The sequence below is a fragment of the Embleya sp. NPDC050493 genome (assembly GCF_044458105.1).
Classification (GTDB): domain Bacteria; phylum Actinomycetota; class Actinomycetes; order Streptomycetales; family Streptomycetaceae; genus Embleya.
The window spans coordinates 15045-29456 of sequence record NZ_JBITHP010000043.1; the positions used below are offsets into that span (position 1 = coordinate 15045).

Below are 14412 nucleotides of genomic sequence, written 5' to 3' on the forward strand. Positions count from 1 at the left end.
GCGATGACCGACCGCATCGAGACGACACCGGATCCGGTCCGCTTCACCGAGGCGACCATGGCCTACGACCGCACCCCGGCGCTGACCCGGGTCGACGGCCGCGTCCCGGCCGGGCAGGCGGTGGCCCTGGTCGGCCCCAACGGCGGCGGCAAGTCCACCCTGATCAAGGCCGTCCTGGGCCTGGTTCCCGTGGTCGCCGGAGCGGTCACCGTGGCCGGTCGGCGCCCGGCCGCGGCCCGCGCGTTCGTCGGCTACGTACCGCAGGCGGCGAACCTGGACCCGGAATTCCCGGTCACCGCGCGCCAGGTGGTGCTGATGGGCCGCTACCGGCTGATCGGCCGACTGCGGCGTCCCGGCCGCCGGGACCGGGCCGCCGCCGACGAGGCGCTGGCCCTGGTCGGCCTCGCCGATCGGGCGCACGCGCGCTTCGGCGCCCTGTCCGGCGGCCAACGCCAGCGCGTACTGCTGGCCCGCGCGCTGTCCGCGCAACCGCCGATCCTGGTCCTGGACGAGCCGTTCAACGGCGTCGACGCGGTGAGTCAGGAAGCCCTGATCGACGCGCTGGTCCGGGCCAAGGACGCCGGCGCCGCGGTCCTGGTCAGCACCCACGACCTGGCCGTGGCGCAACGATTGTGCGAGCAGACCTGTCTGGTCAACCGCCGGCAATTCGCCTTCGGCGACACCGAGTCCGCGCTCACCCCGGAACTGCTGTGTGCCTGCTACGGCGGACAGGTCCTCGAACTCGACGCCGGCCGACTCGTCGTCACCCCGGGCTGAGGCCGCCCGTGGACACCACCACCCTGCTCATGGAGCCCTTCCGGGTCCCCTACCTGACCCGGGCCCTGATCGAACTGACCATCCTGGGCGTCCTGTGCGGCACCGTCGGCGCGTTCGTCGCGCTGCGCCGGCTGGAGTTCGTCGCCGACGCGCTCACCCACACGGTTTTCCCCGGCGTCGCCATCGGCTTCGCCCTCCGAGGCGCGGACGGCGTGTTCGAGGGCGCGCTGATCGCGGCCGGCATCACCGCCGGTGTGCTGACCCTGCTCACCCGCAACCGGCGCACCAGCGACGACGCCGCACTGGCGATCGTGCTGACCGCGATGTTCTCGATCGGCGTGGTCGTCGTCTCGCGCAGCCACTCCTACACCGCCGACTTCCAGACCTTCCTGTTCGGCCAGATCCTCTACACGTCCCGCACGCAGATCGTCGAGACCGCCGTGGTCGCCGTGGTGTGCCTGGCCGTCCTCGCCGCGCTGGGCCGGGAACTGTTCCTGCGCAGCTTCGACGTCGAGGCCGCCCGCGCGGCCGGCCACCGGGTCGGCGCGCTGGATCTGGCGCTGAACCTGGTGATCGCCCTGACCGTAGTCGCCGCCGTCCGCACCATCGGCACCGCACTGGTGCTGGCGCTATTGGTGGTCCCCGCGACCATCGGCCGCACCCTGGGCGGTCGGCTCGGCCCGATCATCGCGATCGGCGTCGGCTCGGCCGTACTGTGCGGATACCTCGGCCTGACCATCAGCTACACCGCCTCCATCGACCACGACCTGGCCCTGCCCGCCGGCCCGACCGTCGTGCTCACCCTGGTCGCGGCGTATCTGCTCGCCCTGGCCGCGGCCGGCCTCGTCCGCCGGCGCGGCGTGCGCGCGTCCACCCACGCACCGGCCGTGCGGATCCCCGCCCCGCCGGCGGTCCCCCGGCCGACCGGGAGCCCCCGATGACCTGGTTCGACACGTACACCCACCGCGCCTACGCCGAGGCCGTCATGGTCGGCCTGCTCGCCGGCGTCGTCGGCGTCCAAGTGGTGCTGCGCAAGCTGGCCTTCCACGCCATGGCGATGACCCATGCCACCTTCCCCGGCGTCGTGCTCGCCTCGATGCTGGGCCTGGACATCTATCTGGGCGGTGCCGCGGTCGGCGTGTTGTTGTCGCTGGCCATCGTCGGTCTGACCCGGAGCCCGAGCCGGACCGCGTCCGGTGCGACCGGGGTGATCCTGGCCGCCGGCTTCGCCCTGGGCGCCGCACTGGTCGCCGCCGGGCCCGCGGGAGACCGCAAACTCTCCGCCTTCCTGGTCGGTTCCATCGTCACCACCGACGCCCGCGACCTCGTGGTCACGGCCGGCACCGGGGCGGTGATCCTGCTCGTGCTCGGGTTGTGCGCCAAGGAACTCACCTTCGCCGCGTTCGACCACGAGGGCATGCGGGCCGCCGGGCACCCGGTGACCGCGCTGGACCTGCTGCTCCTGCTGATCGTCCAGGCGGTCGTCGTGGTGCTGACCCCGGCGGTGGGCATCATGCTCACGCTGGCGCTGCTGGTGGCGCCGGCCGCCGCGGCCCGACTGTGGACCGACTCGCTCGCCCGCACCACCGCACTGGCCGGCGCGCTGGGCATCGGCAGCGCCTCGGCCGGGCTGGAGATCTCCCGGCACTACGACGTCGCCGCGGGGGCGACCATCGCGCTGGTGGCCGCCGCCGGATTCGTCCTGTCCCTGCTCCTGTCGCCGCGCCACGGTCTGCTCGGTCGCCTCGTCCGGCGCCGACCCGCCCCCGCTGCGTCGGCCGCGGCGGCAGGCTGAACCTGCCCGGAGGATCGATGCCGTCGGCAACAGACCCCGCCCGCGAGCCCATCGGCCGCCCGCGGACCCCGCGCCGGGCCACCGCCCATCGGGACACCGTGGCCCGAGCCCTGGCCGCGCACGGCGGCTTCGTGAGCGCCCAGGACCTGTTCGTCTGGATGCGGGACCGGGACCGGGACGGAGACCGGGATCGAGACCGGGATCGCGAGCGAGGCGCAGATCGGGACCGGGACGGAGAGCACGAACGAGGCGCAGATCGGGACCGAGACCGCGAGCGGGACGCAGACCGGGGGGATCGCATCCGGAACCGCCCGGTCAGCCTCAGCACCACCTATCGCAGCCTCGCCGCACTGGCCGCGGACGGTAGTGCGGACAGCCGGTACACCGTCGACGGCGAGCGCCAGTACCGACGGCGACGGCGACCGGATCACCACCACCTGCTGATCTGCCGGCTGTGCGGTATCGCGGTCGAGGTGCACTCGGAGGCCGTCGAACGATGGACCGCGAGCGCCGGTGCCCGACACGGCTTCACCGAGATTCGCCACGCCATCGAACTCACCGGCAGGTGCCGGCGCTGCCGATGAGCCGCCGGCAGCGCGCGCCGTCCCCCGGTGGTTCGGTGTCCTCGGTGGTTCGACCGGTGACCGTGAACCCGACCGATCGCGGTGCGCTCCCGGCGCCCACAGGGGCCGTTCACCCGGGTGGCCGACCGGGAGTGGGACGGAGAGGATGGAAGGACCGCGTCGCGGTGTCCGCGGCGCGGTCCCGAGCCCTGCGGTCGGTGTGCTGCCGTCGGCAGGCCCGACGAGAGGTATCACCATGACGAAGGCCAAGGACATCATGCACGAGGGTGCGCAGTGGATTCCGCAGACCGAGACGCTGGATCGGGCCGCGCAGTTGATGCGCCGGCTCGACGTGGGTTCGCTCCCGGTCAGCGATGCGAACGAGCGGCTGTGCGGCATCATCACCGACCGCGACATCGTGACGAAGTGCGTTGCCGAGGGTCACGATCCGGCTCAGGTCACGGCCGGCGAGCTGTGCGTGGGGACGCCGCGCTGGATCGACGCGGAGGCCGACATCGCCGAAGTACTGAGCGAGATGCAGGTGCACCAGATCCGTCGACTGCCGGTGATCGCGCGCAAGCGCCTGGTCGGCATGATCAGCGAGGCGGACGTGGCGCGACACCTGTCGGAGGAGCAGATCGCCGCCTTCGCCGAGAACGTCTACGCAGCGCGTTAGGCCCCGTCCGGCGCGGTGGGCCCCGTCCGGCGACGCGCCGCCGCAAGCGCGGCGCGTCGACCCGAGCCCGCCGCCTCGATCCGCGCGCCGCGTCGGTCCGGTTGCCCGGTCACCTCCCGTCGCCGGGTCGCCGGAGCCGCGGTCAGTGCACCGGGACCACGGCCACCGGGCAGCGCGCATGATGCAGTACGGCGTGGGTGGTCGGGCCCAGCCGCATCGGCAGGGGGCCGTGCCGGGGGTGCGTGGCGACGACCACGAGGGCGTTGCCGATGGACGCGCAGACCAGGTCGCGCCCGGCCGTACCGTTCATCACCACGGTGTCCACCGGCAGTTCGGGGTTGCCGAGCCGGATCGGACCGAGCACCGTTTCGAGCATCCGGCCGCGCTCGGCGGCGATCTCGTCCACGTCGAACATCGACGGCAACATCAGGCTGGGCGCCAGACCGGTCACCGGGAGCGCCCACGAGTGCACCGCGCGCAGACCGCCCAGCCGCCGTGCCCTGCTCGCCGCGAACTCGGCGGCCGGCCCGTCCTCGGGACCGGCGATGCCCACCACCACGCCGCTCGCGTCCTCGGCCGCGTCGGCGTGTACCACCACGACCGGGCACGACGAGTGCGCGCACACCCGCAGGGACACCGATCCCAGCAGCAGGCCCGCGAAACCGCCGTGACCGCGACTGCCGATCACCATCGTGTCGGCACGGCCGCTCGCCTCGAGCAGCGACTCGGCCGCGTCGCCCTCCCGGACCGAGCCTTCCACATCCGCCTTGGCGAACCGCGCCCGCACGCGCGCACAGGCGGCGTCCACCAGCGCATGTGCCCGCTCGCGCAGCTCGACCCGATGCCGGTGGCCGAGCCCGCCGACGGGCACGGCGGTGACCACGTACAGCGGTACGCGCCGGGCGACGGCGTCCTGCGCGGCCCAATCCAGCGCGCGGTCGGCGGCGGGCGAACCGTCGTGCCCGATCAGCACCCCGAGATCGACTTCGTTGTCCGTGGACGACATGGCACTCACTCACCTCGACGGGGAATCCACCAGGCTCATACCCGGTACGCCCAGGACTCAGCTCCCCCGGCCGGCCGACGGATCTCTCAGCGGGGCAGCGCGGCCAGCCAGTCGATCAGGAGCCGGTCGACCTCGGCGGGGCGCTCGTGGTGGAGCCAGTGGCCGCAACCGGCCAGGACGTGCGAGGAGAGCAGGCCGGGCAGCGTGCCGGGGAAGGCCTCGATCGCATCGGACAGCCACGTGGTGGAGGCGTCCAGGGCGCCGCCCAGGAACAGCGAGGGCTGGGTGATCGGCGCGCCGGCGTACGGGGCGAGGTCCGCCCAGTCCCGGTCCATGTTCCGGTAGCGGTTGAGCGCCCCGCTCATTCCGGTCCGCTCGAACTCCCCGGCGTAGACGTCGAGATCGTCCTCGTCGAGCCACCCGGGCAGGCGGCCGATGGGGAATCGGTCACGGAGCCTGCCACCGCGGCCGACGAAGTGCGGGTCCGGCGCATCGGGGCCGGGCATCGTGTCGGCGGAGAGTGCGGCATAGAAGCCGGCCAGCCACCCCCGTACGTCCGGCTCGATCTCCGCCTCGGCGCGGCCGGGCTCCTGGAAGTACCGGACGTAGAACTCCTCGTCGCCGCCCATCGCCGCGAACACGTCGCTGGGCTTCGGTCCGCCGGGCGGGGTGTACGGCACACTCAGCAGCCCGACCGCGCGAAAGACGTCCGGCCGGACCAGGGCCGACCCGGCGGCGATGGTCGCGCCCCAGTCGTGCCCGACGATCACCGCCGAGCGCTCGCCGAGCGCCTCGACCACGGCGACGTTGTCCTCGATCAGCTCCGTCATCCGGTACGCGGCGATGTCCTGCGGCTTGGACGAGCGGCCATAGCCGCGGACGTCGATGGCGACCGCACGGTGACCGGCCGCGGCCAGGTCGGCCAGTTGCCGGCGCCAGCCGTACCAGGAATCGGGAAACCCGTGGACGAGCAGGACCAGCGGACCGGTGCCCTGTTCCACCAGGTGGATGCGGCCGGCGGGGGAGGGGACCAGGCGATGGGTGAGGTCGGCGGTTCGGACAGGTTGTGTCATGGCAACTCCCGGGTCTCGGTACCGATCACCTCGGTACGGATCATGATCATGTGGCGATTCGGCGGGAGCCACAAACTTCCTTGCCGCTTCGGCAAAGTGCGTCCGGAGGCGAAGCCACGCCCCCGTTGCCCGCCCCTTCGGTGAGCGGGATTCCGACGGAGAAGCAGGTCCCGGCGGAGTCGATGTCGCGAAGCAGACCCCCGCGACGTCGGGCCCCACATTTTCCCCGGGGCCCGTGCGTCCAGGGGATGACGGGGATGAAGGATGGGGACGTACACCGCGACACAGGGGGAGATCGGCACCATGAACACACGGCACGCGATCGTCGACACCTCGCTCGGCGGGCTCATCGTGGTGGCAGCGCGGAATGCCATCGTGGGCCTCTACTTCCCGCAGCACTGGTACATGCCTCCGGAGGAGGAACTCGGCCGGCGGGTCGACCATCGCGAGGACCCGCTGCTCGCGGCGGCGGCGACCCAATTGGCCGAATACCTCGACGGTGACCGGACCGCGTTCGACCTGCCCACGGCCACCCACGGCGATCCGTTCCAGGAGCGGGTGTGGGCGATGCTGCGGGAGATTCCGTTCGGCGAGACCACCACCTATGGCGCGCTCGCCGAGCGATTGGGCAACAAGGCGTTGGCCCAGTCGGTGGGACAGGCGGTTGGGCACAATCCGATCTCGATCATCGTGGCCTGCCATCGTGTCGTCGGCAGCGACGGGAAGCTGACCGGCTTCGCCGGCGGCCTCGAACGCAAGCGGCGGCTTCTCGAACTGGAGGAATCCGAGAGCACCAGGGCCGCTCGACTGTTCTGAACCCCGGCTCCGCCGGTGTGCGCGCGAACGGGCGGAATCGGAGGGTGTGGCACGGTCATTCGAATGCGTGCTCGATGGGCATGCGAGCACCGTGTCGCGAATGTACGAAGCCGGGCGGTTCATGGCGTTCGCTCCGGAGAAGCCGGTTACGACACTTCGACTTACAGTGACTGTCATGGACGATTTCTTCGGCGTGTCGGGTGAAGAGGCGCCCGGGGACGCATTGCGCGAATTGGCCGAGCAGACGACCCGGCAGGGCTGGGTGGCGGCGGACCCCGCGGCGGACCTGCTGCCCAGGTTGCGGGTCGCCTGCGATCTGCCCGGCTCGCCGTGGAGCCTGCGCGGCACCACCGTGTTGCCGGACGGTGTCTTCGCCGTCGACGTCGAGCACGCCCGACCCGGCAGCCCCCGCCTGTTGGCCGACGCCATCGAACTGCTCGCCGGGATCGCCGGTCCCGCCTTCTTCGTGCGGCACACCGACGCGGCCACCTTCGACTGCGTCACCGGCACCCTGCAACGCGACACCCCCGGACCCGGCCGAGGCCACCTGCTCCGGCTGCGCCTGGTCTCCCCCGGGCGCGGCGGCGCCCCCACCCTGCGGGCGCGGGCGGAGGCACTGGTGCCCATGCGGTGAGCGGCGTGCGAATAACGGGTGGTCGGCGGCGGGAGCGGGCTGGTTGGATCCGGATATGGACTTTCACCTTCCGGACGGCTACGAGATCTCGACCGATCCGACCCGGCTCGATGTCGCGCTGATACACCGCTGGTTGTCGCTCGACGCCTATTGGGCGCAGGGTCGCCCGCGGGACAAGCAGGATGCGGCGATCGCCGGTTCGCTCAACTTCGGGGTGTACGACACGGCCTCCGCGGCCCAGGTCGGATATGCCCGCGTGGTCACCGACGGGGCCACGTTCGGCTGGCTCTGCGACGTCTACATCGCCCCCGCCGTCCGGGGCAAGGGTCTGGGCACCGCGCTGGTCGCGCACATCCGGGACCACCTGCGCCCCGCCGGTCTGCGGCGCCTGATGTTGGCCACCGCCGACGCGCACGCGGTCTATGCGCAGGTGGGCTTCGAGCCGCTGGCCGCCAACGGCACGTGGATGGTCCTGGGCGAACAGTGAGGCAGCCGAGCGCACCGGGTGGGATCGGCCGAAGTCGGCTGCTCGGCCGGTGACGGTGCGGGTGGGCCGAACCCGACGGCGCGTCGCGTCCCGCGCCCGGTCGGCGGTCCGGCGCGGGCGAGCCCCCTCTTTGTCGGCGTGGTCTCGGCCGGCCGATCGGCCGGCAGGTCAACTTTTCCGGTCGTGGGCCTATGAACCGTAGGAGGCCCTCGCTACCCTCCAGCGCATGATTTCCACGGTTGTCTGGGGTACCGGGAACGTCGGCCGCGCGGCCATCCGTGCCGTCGAGGCGCACCCGGCGCTGAAGCTCGCGGCGGTGCTGGTGCACAATCCCGACAAGGTCGGCCGCGACGCGGGCGAACTCGCCGGGCTGGATCACGAGTTGGGGGTCGCGGCGGAGAACGACATCGACGCCGTGCTGGCCGCAGGGCCGGGCGCGGTGGTGTACGCGGCGTCGGGCGACATCCGTCCCGACGAGGCGCTCGCCGACATCGTGCGGGCGATCAGGGCCGGCGCGGTGGTGGTGACTCCCGCCCTGTACGCGCTCTACGACCAGCGCAACGCCCCGACCGAGTTGCGCGAGCCGGTACTTGCCGCCATCGAGGCCGGCGGCGGGTCGCTGTTCGTCTCCGGTGTGGATCCGGGCTGGGGCAACGACGTGCTGCCGCTGCTGATCAGCGGGCTGGGCACCACCGTGGACGCGATCCGCTGCCAGGAGATCTTCGACTACTCCACCTACGACCAGGAGGACTCGGTCCGGAACCTGGTCGGCATGGGGCAGCCGATGGACTACGGGGCGCCGATGTTGTGGCCGGAGATGCCGACCATGGTCTGGGGCGGGCAAATCCGGTTGATGGCACGGGCGTTGGGCGTCGAGCTGGACGAAATCCGGGAAACGATGGACCGCCGTCCGCTGGAGAGCACGGTACGCACCACGACGATGGGCGAGTTCGAGGCCGGCACCCAGGGCGCGGTGCGGTTCGAGGTGCAGGGCATCGTCGGGGGCGAGCCGCGGATCGTGATCGAGCACGTGACCCGCATCCACCCCTCCTGCGCGCCGGACTGGCCCACTCCGCCCAACGGCGACGGGGCGCACCGGGTGATCATCGAGGGACGCCCGCGCATCGAGGTCACGGTCGAGGCCACCGACGAGGGCACGAACCGGTCCGCGGGCGGGAACGCCACCGCGGTCGGCCGACTCGTCGGCGCCATCGACTGGCTGGTCGCCGCCGAACCCGGGCTCTACGACGCACTCGACATTCCGCTCCGTCCCGCAGTCGGCAAGCTCGGAAGGAAGTAACCATGCACATCGACATCCCCGAGGACAAGGACCCGATCGCCTACGTGTGGGCGGAGATGGTGCCCGAGATCGGGATCGCGGCCTCCACGTTCTCGATGAAGGTCTACGACGCATCGAACCTGGGGCTGCGCGAGTTCGAGGCCGCACGACTTCGGATCGCACAGATCAACGGGTGTGTCTTCTGCCTGGACTGGCGCACCGAACGGGACGGGGAGAAGGTCGAGGACGGCTTCGACGTCGCGGTCACCGAGTGGCGCACCACCGAGATCTTCGACGACCGCACCCGGCTGGCCGCCGAATACGCCGAGCGGTACGCGGTGGACCACCACAACCTGGACGACGAGTTCTGGGCCCGGATGACCGCGCACTACACCCAGGCCGAGATCGTCGAACTGAGCATGGCGATCGGGTCCTGGTTGGCCTTCGGTCGGCTCAACCACGTGCTCGGCCTCGACTCGGTGTGTGTGCTGCCGAGCCACTGACGACGCCCCGTGGGGGCCGCCGAATCCTCCCGGGCGGCCCCGCGGGTCATCGGCGGGCTCCGTTCGACGCGTCGAACGTGCGCGCCCGCTCCGGCCGTTCGGGAAGCCGGGTACGACGAAGGCCGGTTCGCGCGGTGCGAAGCACAAAGGTGCGCCGCGGCGAAATCGGGTGGTCACCGCGGAACCGCGCAACCTACGCTCGGCGCAGCGGGATTGCGCAGTTCCGCAGGTTGCGGTGCCGTGGCAGAGCGGCCCATTGCGATCGACGCGGCGGAGGTTCCCGCCGCGTCGACTGAGGGGGTACGGGCGGGCCTGCCCGGCTCCTTCCGCGGGTTCGAATCCCGTCGGCACCGCAACCGCCCGAATCCCGCCTGCGACACCGCCGCACGGCCCGCGCCGCCGTGGTGGCGTCAGGCGTGCGGTTTGGCGCGGACGTGCATGCGCTCGCCCTGTCTGCCGAAGAGGCTGAGGATCTCCACCGGGCGTCCGTCCGCGCTGCCGAACCAGTGCGGCAGCCGGGTGTCCCACTCGGCGGCCTCGCCCGGGCCGAGGACCAGGTCGTGGTCGGCCAGCACCAGCCGCAGCCGGCCGTTCAGCACATAAAGCCACTCGTAGCCCTCGTGGGTACGCAGGTTCGGGTCGGTGCCCCGGTCGGCGATGACCATCTTGAACGCCTGGAGGGGACCGGGGGTTCGGGTCAGGGACACCGACGTGCCGCCGCTGGGCAGCGGGCGCGGGGTCAGCCGGACCCGGGGGTCGCCCACCTCGGGAGCGCCGACCAACTCGTCCAGCGGCACGTGGTAGACGCCGGCCAGCGGCAGCAGCAGTTCCAGGCTGGGACGGCGTTGTCCGGACTCCAGTCGGGACAGCGTGCTCTTGGAGATGCCGGTCGCCTCGGAGAGCGCGGCCAGGGTCAGACCGTGCCGGGCGCGCAGGCGCCTGAGCCGTGGGGCGACCTCGTCCAGGACCGTTCGGTAGGCCGGTGCGTTGTCCATGGGGGCATTCCACCCCGCCGTCCCGGAATTGGCAACAAGAGTTGCCGGGATCGCGGGGTGCGGACAACCCTCCTCGGCATGAGCCCACACAGTGCGTCCGGCCGTGCGGTGCGCCGACCCGGCGGCCGGATCGAACGACGCGGACCGGCCGGGGGACGGCGGGCCGGGTACGGCGGACGCGGCTGACGGTCCTCACGGGCCTGCGTCCGCCCCACCGACCGGGCAGGACGCGGGCCCCGCGGCATCGGGCCGAACGGCCGGCCGCACCCCACGAACCCGGCCGGGTCACCCGACCACCGGGCTTCGGGAGCCACCAGGAAACGGAGTGCACGTGAAAACGATCAGTGCGGGATCGGGTGAGGCGGCCACGGGCGGCGCCGAGCGCACACCCGCGGTGCGGTGGGCGCTGGCCGGCCTGTCCCTGTCGATGTTGCTGTCCTCGCTCGGCACGAGCGTCGCCAACGTCGCGCTGCCGACCCTGGCCGGCACGTTCGACGCCTCCTTCCAGGCGGTCCAGTGGATCGTCCTGGCCTACCTCCTCGCGATCACCACCGTGATCGTCAGCGTCGGCCGGCTCGGCGACATCATCGGTCGGCGTCGGCTGCTCCTGGCCGGCATCCTGCTGTTCACGGTGGCCTCGGTCCTGTGCGGCCTGGCGCCCTCGTTGTGGCTGCTGGTCGCCGCCCGGGCGGCACAGGGCCTCGGCGCGGCCGTGATGATGGCGCTGACCATGGCGTTCGTGGGCGAGACGGTGCCCAAGGCGCGGACCGGCAGTGCCATGGGCCTGCTCGGCACGATGTCCGCGATCGGCACCGCGCTCGGCCCGTCCCTGGGCGGCGCGTTGATCGCCGGGCCCGGCTGGCGGGCGATCTTCCTGGTCAACGCACCGGCGGGCGTGGTGACGCTGGTCCTCGCGTACCGCCACCTGCCCGTCGACCGACCCGAGGCCGCGACCGGGCGGGCCCGCTTCGACCATGTGGGCACGTTGCTGCTCGCCTTGACGCTCGCGGCCTACGCGCTCGCCATGACGATCGGGCGCGGCGACTTCGGATGGCTCAACGCGGCCCTGCTGGCCGCCGCCGCCATCGGCGTCGGAGTGTTCGTCCGGGTCGAGACGAGAGCCGGCGCACCGCTGATCCGGCCGGCGATGTTCCGGGATCCGGTGCTGAGCGCGAGTCTGGCCATGAGCGCGCTGGTCTCGACGGTGATGATGGCCACGCTCGTGGTCGGGCCGTTCTACCTCGCGCGCACGCTCCGGCTGGAAGAGGCCCTGGTCGGGCTCGTGCTGTCGGTCGGTCCGGTCGTCGCCGCGCTGACCGGGGTGCCGGCCGGCCGCGTCGCCGATCGGTTCGGCGCACCTCGGATGACCGTGGTCGGACTCGGCGCGATGGCCGTCGGTGCGTTCGCGTTGTCGACGACGCCGGCGTCGTTCGGCGTCGCCGGCTACCTGGCGCCGATCGTGGTCGTCACCGCCGGCTATGCGGTGTTCCAGACGGCCAACAACACCGCCGTGATGGCCGACGTCCCGCCGGACCGCCGCGGTGTCGTGTCCGGCATGCTCAACCTGTCGCGCAATCTCGGGCTGATCACCGGTACATCGGTGATGGGCGCGGTGTTCGCCCTCGCGTCGGCCACGAACGACGTCACCACGGCCCGGGCGGGCGCCGTCGCCACCGGCATGCGGGTCACCTTCGCGGTCGCGGCGGCGCTGATCGTGGCGGCACTCGCCATCGGTCTCGGCAGCCGGATGCCGGCGCGGCGCGCGGCACGGGGTGCGCTCTGAGCCGTGCCTGCCGACGGGGCCGGTCTCCGGCCGGACGCGAGATTGCAGACAGGCCCCAGCGCGGCACTAGTCGACGATGTACCAGGCGTGGTCGATGTATTGGAGAGTCTGGTCGCCGAGGTCGCTTTGGGAGAAGGTGACGGTGGTGCGGACCGCCTTGGCGGGGACCTCCACCTTGTCGGGTCGGCGGGTCGAGACGCGGCTCGGGTCGACCGTGGCGGTTTGCAGGGCCTTCTTCTGTGCGCCGGAGAACATCCGGAACGTGATGGGCATCGTGGTGGTGCACGGGCCGAAGCCGTCGTCCTGGGCCTTCTTCGCCGCCGGGCCGGCGATTTCGCAGACCGTGGCGAGGTCCTCGCGGCCCACGGCGTGCAGGTACTGCTCGTAGCGCTGGATCGCGGCCTCAGTGGACGCGGCCTGCTGTGCCGGCTGTGTGCCGGACGTCGCGGACGGGCTCGGTGCTCCGGAGGCGGTCGGCGCCGGCGGCGCGGATGTGGCCGGTGCCGGGGCGACGACGGTCTGTGCGGTCGTCGGCGTCGGGGACGATGTCGAAGGTGGGGCCGTGGCCTGCTTCTTCGGGGAGTCGGTGTCGTTGCATGCCGCCAACAGGATGACGGCCGATACGGTCACGCCCACGATCGCCCGCACGCGATGCTCCCCTCGCTGAGATCACTGGCGGCCGATGCTACTTCGGTCGGTGATGTTCCCGCTGGGCTCGTGTTCCGTCGGCCGGGCCGGTGGCGGCCGGTCCGGCCGGTCCGATTCGGCCCTTCCGCTCCGTCCGAGGGATCGTCGGACGGAGCGGAGCCTCCCCGGCTCAGGGGGTGTTGGTGAGCACGCTCCACCACGGGGTCGGCTGGGACGAAGCGGTGGTGTCGATGCGGTCGCCTGGGCGGGGGATGGCGAGTGTCACGTCCTTGGCCTTGGCCTCGTGCCACAGGCGGTCGACCGGTTCGGCCCACGGGTGCGGGGCCAGGTCGAAGGTCGCCCAGTGCACCGGCAGCAGCACCTTGCCGCCGAGGTCGAGGTGGGCCCTGATCGCCTCTTCCGGGTTCATGTGGATGTCGGGCCAACTCGGGCTGTAGGCGCCGATCGGCATCAGGGTCAGGTCGAAGGGGCCGTGCGCCGCGCCGATGCGGGCATAGCCGTCGAAGTAGCCGGAGTCGCCGGCGTAGAAGACCCGGTGCCCGGCGCCGGCGACCACCCACGAGCCCCAGAGCGTGTCGTTGCGGCGCAGCGTGCGGCCGGAAAAGTGGCGGGCCGCGGTGGCGGTGAAGCGCAGGCCGGCGACGACGGCGTCCTCCTCCCAGTCGAGTTCGATGATCCGCGAGGCGGGGACGTTCCAGCGTTCCAGGTGGGCGCCGATGCCGAGGGGCACCAGGAACGGCGCGGTCTGGGTCGCGGTGAGGGTGCGTACGGTCGCCCGGTCGAGGTGGTCGTAGTGATCGTGCGAGATGACCACCGCGTCCAGCGTCGGCAGCGCGGCCGAGGGGATCGGGAGCGGGTGCAGCCGGCGCGGACCGACGAGTTGGGAGGGGGACACCCGCTCGCTCCACACCGGGTCGAACAGCACCCGGCGGCCCTCGATCTCGACCAGGGTGGTTGCGTGGCCGTACCAGACGGCGCTCAGCCCGTCCCGGGCCGGCGGTGTGGCAGGGGCGCTGACCAGCGGCACGGGTGCGGCGGGTCGGCGCTCGCTGCGGTTGCGGAGCATCTGGCCGATGAGTTGTGGGGCGCTGCCGGCCGCGACCAGGTCGGCGGGGACCGGATTGCGGAACGCACCCTCGTGGTACTGCGGCGATCGTCGAAAGCGGGCGAGTCGTTCGCCCTCGGCCCGACCGCCGAACTCCGCCGGGACGTCCCGCAGGGCCCATCCGGCGGCGGCCAGCGCCAGTCCACCCGTGACCAGCCGCCGAGCCGCGGCATTTCCCGCCATCTGTCCCACTCTCCTTGTGTCGTCCTCGGATTCTTCAACCGATGGTGCGGGTGACACGTTCCCTGAATCGCGATTCCGGTCGTGGCGGG

16 protein-coding genes and 1 tRNA gene are annotated in these 14412 nt (G+C 72.2%); 12 read left to right on the plus strand and 5 right to left on the minus strand.

Annotation, left to right across the window (positions count from 1 at the left end):
* Positions 1-3 precede the first annotated feature (3 nt).
* The 5 genes from ACIBM5_RS43655 to ACIBM5_RS43675 all read left to right on the plus strand — a co-directional run bounded on the left by ACIBM5_RS43655 (position 4) and on the right by ACIBM5_RS43675 (position 3811).
* Positions 4-777, plus strand: coding sequence for a metal ABC transporter ATP-binding protein (locus ACIBM5_RS43655; RefSeq protein WP_396012254.1), 774 nt, complete (start codon positions 4-6; stop codon positions 775-777).
* A gap of 8 nt (positions 778-785) precedes the next feature.
* Entirely contained in the window at positions 786-1718 is a 933-nt protein-coding gene (locus ACIBM5_RS43660) for a metal ABC transporter permease (protein WP_396012255.1), read from the plus strand.
* On the plus strand, positions 1715-2572 hold the full coding sequence (locus ACIBM5_RS43665; protein WP_396012257.1) for a metal ABC transporter permease: 858 nt from the start codon (positions 1715-1717) through the stop codon (positions 2570-2572). The genes ACIBM5_RS43660 and ACIBM5_RS43665 overlap by 4 nt, the downstream gene beginning before the upstream one ends.
* Positions 2573-2589: 17 nt before the next feature.
* Positions 2590-3156 carry a Fur family transcriptional regulator gene (locus ACIBM5_RS43670; RefSeq protein ID WP_396012258.1) on the plus strand — a complete coding sequence of 189 codons (567 nt, stop codon included), beginning with the start codon at positions 2590-2592 and terminating at the stop codon, positions 3154-3156.
* A gap of 235 nt (positions 3157-3391) precedes the next feature.
* Positions 3392-3811: a CBS domain-containing protein gene (locus ACIBM5_RS43675; protein WP_396012259.1), complete on the plus strand. Its 420-nt coding sequence runs from the start codon at positions 3392-3394 to the stop codon at positions 3809-3811.
* 142 nt (positions 3812-3953) lie between these two features.
* On the opposite strand, the gene ACIBM5_RS43680 is transcribed toward ACIBM5_RS43675, so the two are convergent.
* Positions 3954-4817 (minus strand): universal stress protein, encoded by an 864-nt coding sequence (locus ACIBM5_RS43680; protein ID WP_396012260.1) that lies wholly within the window; start codon positions 4815-4817, stop codon positions 3954-3956.
* Between the two features lie 86 nt (positions 4818-4903).
* Positions 4904-5890 carry an alpha/beta fold hydrolase gene (locus tag ACIBM5_RS43685; protein ID WP_396012261.1) on the minus strand — a complete coding sequence of 329 codons (987 nt, stop codon included), beginning with the start codon at positions 5888-5890 and terminating at the stop codon, positions 4904-4906.
* 303 nt (positions 5891-6193) lie between these two features.
* Here ACIBM5_RS43685 and ACIBM5_RS43690 point away from each other — a divergent pair, with 303 nt between their 5' ends.
* From ACIBM5_RS43690 to ACIBM5_RS43715, 6 genes are all read left to right on the plus strand, one after another.
* Positions 6194-6706 carry a methylated-DNA--[protein]-cysteine S-methyltransferase gene (locus ACIBM5_RS43690; protein ID WP_391584380.1) on the plus strand — a complete coding sequence of 171 codons (513 nt, stop codon included), beginning with the start codon at positions 6194-6196 and terminating at the stop codon, positions 6704-6706.
* A 175-nt stretch (positions 6707-6881) separates the two neighbouring features.
* The gene (locus ACIBM5_RS43695; RefSeq protein ID WP_396012262.1) at positions 6882-7340 is read left to right on the plus strand and encodes a hypothetical protein; all 459 of its coding nucleotides are present in this window, start codon (positions 6882-6884) and stop codon (positions 7338-7340) included.
* Positions 7341-7395: 55 nt separating this feature from the next.
* On the plus strand, positions 7396-7827 hold the full coding sequence (locus tag ACIBM5_RS43700) for a GNAT family N-acetyltransferase (protein ID WP_396012263.1): 432 nt from the start codon (positions 7396-7398) through the stop codon (positions 7825-7827).
* A 226-nt stretch (positions 7828-8053) separates the two neighbouring features.
* On the plus strand, positions 8054-9127 hold the full coding sequence (locus tag ACIBM5_RS43705) for a dihydrodipicolinate reductase (RefSeq protein WP_396012264.1): 1074 nt from the start codon (positions 8054-8056) through the stop codon (positions 9125-9127).
* A 2-nt stretch (positions 9128-9129) separates the two neighbouring features.
* The gene (locus ACIBM5_RS43710) at positions 9130-9609 is read left to right on the plus strand and encodes a carboxymuconolactone decarboxylase family protein (RefSeq protein ID WP_391584384.1); all 480 of its coding nucleotides are present in this window, start codon (positions 9130-9132) and stop codon (positions 9607-9609) included.
* A gap of 234 nt (positions 9610-9843) precedes the next feature.
* Positions 9844-9962: transfer RNA gene (locus ACIBM5_RS43715), tRNA-OTHER, on the plus strand.
* A 57-nt stretch (positions 9963-10019) separates the two neighbouring features.
* On the opposite strand, the gene ACIBM5_RS43720 is transcribed toward ACIBM5_RS43715, so the two are convergent.
* Positions 10020-10604 (minus strand): helix-turn-helix domain-containing protein, encoded by a 585-nt coding sequence (locus ACIBM5_RS43720; protein ID WP_396012265.1) that lies wholly within the window; start codon positions 10602-10604, stop codon positions 10020-10022.
* Positions 10605-10935: 331 nt separating this feature from the next.
* Between ACIBM5_RS43720 and ACIBM5_RS43725 the strand changes: the two genes are divergently transcribed.
* Positions 10936-12387 (plus strand): MFS transporter, encoded by a 1452-nt coding sequence (locus ACIBM5_RS43725; protein WP_396012266.1) that lies wholly within the window; start codon positions 10936-10938, stop codon positions 12385-12387.
* A 66-nt stretch (positions 12388-12453) separates the two neighbouring features.
* On the opposite strand, the gene ACIBM5_RS43730 is transcribed toward ACIBM5_RS43725, so the two are convergent.
* Together ACIBM5_RS43730 and ACIBM5_RS43735 are read right to left on the minus strand one after the other, a co-directional pair.
* On the minus strand, positions 12454-13035 hold the full coding sequence (locus ACIBM5_RS43730) for a hypothetical protein (protein WP_396012267.1): 582 nt from the start codon (positions 13033-13035) through the stop codon (positions 12454-12456).
* 169 nt (positions 13036-13204) lie between these two features.
* Positions 13205-14323: an MBL fold metallo-hydrolase gene (locus ACIBM5_RS43735; RefSeq protein WP_396012268.1), complete on the minus strand. Its 1119-nt coding sequence runs from the start codon at positions 14321-14323 to the stop codon at positions 13205-13207.
* Positions 14324-14412 lie beyond the last annotated feature (89 nt).

Excerpts from the sequence above, each read along its gene's own strand:
- ACIBM5_RS43655 (WP_396012254.1), top strand. The coding sequence starts at position 4 with ATGACCGACCGCATCGAGACGACACCGGATCCGGTCCGCTTCACCGAG.
- ACIBM5_RS43665 (WP_396012257.1), top strand. The coding sequence starts at position 1,715 with ATGACCTGGTTCGACACGTACACCCACCGCGCCTACGCCGAGGCCGTC.
- ACIBM5_RS43670 (WP_396012258.1), top strand. The coding sequence starts at position 2,590 with ATGCCGTCGGCAACAGACCCCGCCCGCGAGCCCATCGGCCGCCCGCGG.
- ACIBM5_RS43675 (WP_396012259.1), top strand. The coding sequence starts at position 3,392 with ATGACGAAGGCCAAGGACATCATGCACGAGGGTGCGCAGTGGATTCCG.
- ACIBM5_RS43680 (WP_396012260.1), bottom strand. The coding sequence starts at position 4,817 with ATGTCGTCCACGGACAACGAAGTCGATCTCGGGGTGCTGATCGGGCAC.
- ACIBM5_RS43685 (WP_396012261.1), bottom strand. The coding sequence starts at position 5,890 with ATGACACAACCTGTCCGAACCGCCGACCTCACCCATCGCCTGGTCCCC.
- ACIBM5_RS43690 (WP_391584380.1), top strand. The coding sequence starts at position 6,194 with ATGAACACACGGCACGCGATCGTCGACACCTCGCTCGGCGGGCTCATC.
- ACIBM5_RS43695 (WP_396012262.1), top strand. The coding sequence starts at position 6,882 with ATGGACGATTTCTTCGGCGTGTCGGGTGAAGAGGCGCCCGGGGACGCA.
- ACIBM5_RS43700 (WP_396012263.1), top strand. The coding sequence starts at position 7,396 with ATGGACTTTCACCTTCCGGACGGCTACGAGATCTCGACCGATCCGACC.
- ACIBM5_RS43705 (WP_396012264.1), top strand. The coding sequence starts at position 8,054 with ATGATTTCCACGGTTGTCTGGGGTACCGGGAACGTCGGCCGCGCGGCC.
- ACIBM5_RS43710 (WP_391584384.1), top strand. The coding sequence starts at position 9,130 with ATGCACATCGACATCCCCGAGGACAAGGACCCGATCGCCTACGTGTGG.
- ACIBM5_RS43720 (WP_396012265.1), bottom strand. The coding sequence starts at position 10,604 with ATGGACAACGCACCGGCCTACCGAACGGTCCTGGACGAGGTCGCCCCA.
- ACIBM5_RS43735 (WP_396012268.1), bottom strand. The coding sequence starts at position 14,323 with ATGGCGGGAAATGCCGCGGCTCGGCGGCTGGTCACGGGTGGACTGGCG.